The sequence below is a fragment of the Sphaerochaeta sp. genome (genome assembly GCF_050178175.1).
GTDB lineage: Bacteria > Spirochaetota > Spirochaetia > Sphaerochaetales > Sphaerochaetaceae > Sphaerochaeta.
The window spans coordinates 20,076-23,812 of sequence record NZ_JBFXGH010000029.1 but is presented as its reverse complement, the minus strand read 5'-3'; the positions used below and the strand labels follow the sequence as shown (position 1 = coordinate 23,812).

Below are 3,737 nucleotides of genomic sequence, written 5' to 3'. Positions count from 1 at the left end.
AGAGAGACAGCGCGGGAGTATGCTCTTCGTCAACTTAAGGAAAATATCATTTCGTTGCAATTGGAACCTGGGAGTATGGTCAGTGAGAACGAGGTGGCAGCCCAACTGGGTATTTCCCGTACTCCGGTTCGTGAAGCCCTGATTGAACTGAGTCGGGTAAATATTGTGGAAATCCTTCCCCAAAAAGGGAGCAGGATCATGCTTATCGACTACGCCTTGGTTGAAGAGTCCCGTTTTCTACGTTTGGTGTTGGAGAGGGAAGTAGCAAAGGTCCTGTGTACCATGGAAGAGATTCCTGATCTCTCTTTCCTGGAAGAGATCATCCGATTGCAGAGTTTCTATATTGAACACTCCAATCCTGAAAAGTTGTTGGAGTTGGACAACCAGTTTCATGCCTTGTTGTTCCAACTAGCAAATAAAGTCCAGTGTTATGGTTGGATGATTGAAGGTCTTACCATCCATTTCGACCGTGTTCGTGCCATGAGTCTGAATGCAATCAAGGACATCAAGATAGTCAATGACCATCAGGCAATTGCTGAGGCGATCAAGCAAAGGGATGCCGAGCTTGCAGGTCAGCTGATGGAGGAACACCTCAGTCGTTACAAGATTGATGAATCTGCCATCAGGGAGAAATATCCAACCTACTTTCGTTGATCATCACTCTTCTGTATACTGCATGCCATGCGAAGAATACTCTGTTATGGTGACTCAAATACATTCGGGACCAACCCAAGTGGGGGAAGGTGGCAATACGACCAGCGATGGACAGAATACTCTCCTCCCTCCTCGGTCCCGATTTCCAGATTATTGAGGAAGGCCTCGGTGGCAGGACCACTGTGTTTGATGACCCACTCGAGCCTCATCGCTCAGGTCGGGAGTTCTTACCTGTTGCCCTTCACAGTCATCGTCCACTTGACCTGGTGATCCTCTCCTTGGGTACCAACGATTGCAAGAAATTCTTCAATGCCGATGAGAAGATCATCACAAAAGCCCTGCAGCAATTGGCATCTCTTATCAAGACTCACCCCTATGGGGAGAGGTATCCAATTCCCCAGGTGTTGGTAGTCTCTCCTATTCATATTGGAGATGAGATAGAACAGTCCCCGTTTGTCAGTTTCAATTCCAACTCCGTTCTTACAAGTAAAAGCCTTGCTCCTTTCATACAAAGCATGGCAGAAGAGAATGAACTTCTCTATTTCGATGCAAGCAGTGTTGCTTTTCCAAGTAGCATAGATCAGTTGCATATGGACAGGCAGTCCCATCAGGCAATTGGGGAAGGGCTGGCCTCTCTCATCCTCTCATGCTTCAATGTGCAGAAAGAGGAGCCTCAGGAAAAGAAGGAAGAGCGTACGGTTACCCGTGCGATCAAGTTTCCGTTCTTTAAACGTTAGGAAGGAGTTTCAACACTGCCGCTACCGGCCAGTGGTCAGAGAGCACCTGTTCTGGGATCATAAAATGGGGGCTGCTTGCCAAAACCGGCTGTATCGCTCCTTGTATCATGATCTTATCAATGGCCTCTACCAGAAAAGTCTCATGGGTGAGAAAGGGGCAAGGGAAGGTATGCAATAGCTCAATTCAGGATTAATACCGTTAATCTATTGCATACGTGCATCGATATAATGCTTGCTCTGTTTCTTGATTTTCTTCAGCTCTTTCTTCTGTGCCTTTGCCCACTCTTTTCGGCTGATCAAGGCTACTTGGTCAACGGGCCTGCCGCTGATGAACTGGATGATGGCACTCTCTGTTTCCTCTGTCCCTGTAGCCTTCGGGTAGTTGATGAAGCCATGGATGGTCTTCTTCACCTCAAGGTATTTTACCGGGGTGTCTGCTGAAGCCAATGCATCGGCATAGAGCATTCCATCATCATGAAGCGGGTCGTACTCAGCACCGATAATCAGGGTTTCGGGAAGTCTGCTATGATCTTTTGCAAGCAGAGGGGAGAAGTTTGGATTGAGGATATCCTTTGGCTCCCGTTGGTAGCTGTTGATGAAGAAGGCCATCTGCTTGTCAGTCAAGGAAGGTGCATCCTTGTGCTTCTCATAACTATTGGTTCTCATCCGACCGTCAGTTACAGGATAGAGCAGGACCTGACCGGCAATGGCAGGACCCTTCCGGTCACGTGCAAGACGACTGACCACCGCAGCAAGGTTGCCTCCTGCACTGTCTCCGATCAAGAAGATGCGATCAGGGTCTGTCTTCCAATAGCGGCATCCCGCTGCTGCCCAAACCAATGTATCATAACAATCCTCAACCGCTGTCGGGAACTTGTACTTCGGTGCAAGTCGATAATCCACAGAGAGAACTGCTGCCCCAGTGATATCGGCTAGATGGGCACAGAGGAAGTTGTAGAGATCCATGTTTCCCCAAACCCATCCACCACCATGGTAGAAGATGATCAAGGGAGTGAGATCGCTGATACCACGTGAGCCTTGCTTCTCAAAAAGATACCCACTGATCATCCCATCGGTAACCGGGATGATGAAGGTCTTGGTGGTGATGTTCTTCGCACTCTTGCCAAGAAGTTTGCGGATCACCAGATTATTAGGGATGGATATATCGTTAAGCTCCTCGATGCGTTTTGGTGTAAGCCCTTCAGGATCTGTTATTGTGATCTTGTTTATCAGGGCGATCATACGTTTCATCTTCGGAGACAAATCATAATCTGCCATAGTGATCACATGGTAGTATATCCACCAATGTGACGCAAGTATTCGAGTCCGTACTGTTGGGCCATTTGTATATTCAATTGGTAGTTATCAAACACAGACAATATCCTATTTGCCGCTTTCCGCTATGATTTTCTTAAAATTCAGGAAGAAGAGCAACACCGTAGTGCCTCCTGCGAGAATATCAGCAATTGGTTCGGCAAGGAATACTCCACGCATGCCAAAATGAGAGGAGAGAAGGAATACCAAGGGAATAAGCAGGATGATTTTTCTCAAGAGGGCGAGAAAAAGTGAGATTTTGGCTTTTGAGAAGGAGATGAATGCCTGCTGGCAGGCAATCTGGAAACCAAGCATCCAGAACCCTGCACTATAGATTCGCATTGCCTCACTGGTTTTTTCTAATAACAGCGGTTCACGGGTGAAGATTCGGACCACCGCTTCCGGGAAAAGCACCAGGATAAGGCAGACCGTGGTGGAGAAGAGAGCGCTGCTGATAAGAATCCTGGAGAAAGCTGCCTTGACCCGTTCTGTATTCCCTGCCCCATAGTTATAGGAAAGGATTGGTTGCCCACCTTGGGTGAGTCCTTGCAGTGGGGCAAGGCTGAAGAGCATGACTGATGCAAGGATCGACATTGCACCAACGGCCAAGTCCCCTCCTGTTCTCTGCAAGGTGGAGTTGAGAATGATGTTCACCAAACTCTCTGTGGACATCATGAAGAAGGGGGAGACACCCAATGCAAATACCGGGAGCATCACCTTCTTGGTGGGCAGGATTTCCTTGAAATTGATGGTCAATGTGGAACGCTTTGAAGAGAGAAAATGCAACACCCAAGTTGCACTGACCGCTTGGCTGATAACTGTTGCAAGTGCAGCACCCTTAATACCCCATCCCAGTGCAAAGATAAAAATTGGGTCAAGGATAATGTTCACCACTGAACCAAGCAGCATGGTCATCATGCTGGTCCTGCTGAACCCCTGGGCAGTTATGAATGGGTTGAGCCCAAGGCTGAAGAGGACGAACGGGGTTCCCCAGAGATAGATGGAGAGATAGTCAATGCTGTACTCAATGGT

General features: G+C 48.0%; 4 protein-coding genes. 2 read left to right on the top strand and 2 right to left on the bottom strand.

Annotated elements, in window-relative coordinates; all coding sequences use genetic code 11:
* Both AB7S66_RS05255 and AB7S66_RS05250 read left to right on the top strand, forming a co-directional pair.
* Positions 1 to 654, top strand: a 654-nt coding sequence (locus tag AB7S66_RS05255; RefSeq protein WP_428518411.1) for a GntR family transcriptional regulator, incomplete at its 5' end; no start/stop codon positions are given.
* 107 nt (positions 655 to 761) lie between these two features.
* Entirely contained in the window at positions 762 to 1,391 is a 630-nt protein-coding gene (locus AB7S66_RS05250; RefSeq protein ID WP_428518410.1) for an SGNH/GDSL hydrolase family protein, read from the top strand.
* A gap of 204 nt (positions 1,392 to 1,595) precedes the next feature.
* Here AB7S66_RS05250 and AB7S66_RS05245 read toward each other — a convergent pair whose 3' ends face one another.
* Together AB7S66_RS05245 and AB7S66_RS05240 are read right to left on the bottom strand one after the other, a co-directional pair.
* Entirely contained in the window at positions 1,596 to 2,669 is a 1,074-nt protein-coding gene (locus AB7S66_RS05245; protein WP_428518409.1) for an alpha/beta hydrolase, read from the bottom strand.
* Positions 2,670 to 2,774: 105 nt separating this feature from the next.
* Positions 2,775 to 3,737: MATE family efflux transporter (locus AB7S66_RS05240; protein ID WP_428518408.1), on the bottom strand; the 963-nt coding region annotated here is incomplete at its 5' end.

Excerpts from the sequence above, each read along its gene's own strand:
- AB7S66_RS05250 (WP_428518410.1), top strand. The coding sequence starts at position 762 with ATGGACAGAATACTCTCCTCCCTCCTCGGTCCCGATTTCCAGATTATT.
- AB7S66_RS05245 (WP_428518409.1), bottom strand. The coding sequence starts at position 2,669 with ATGGCAGATTATGATTTGTCTCCGAAGATGAAACGTATGATCGCCCTG.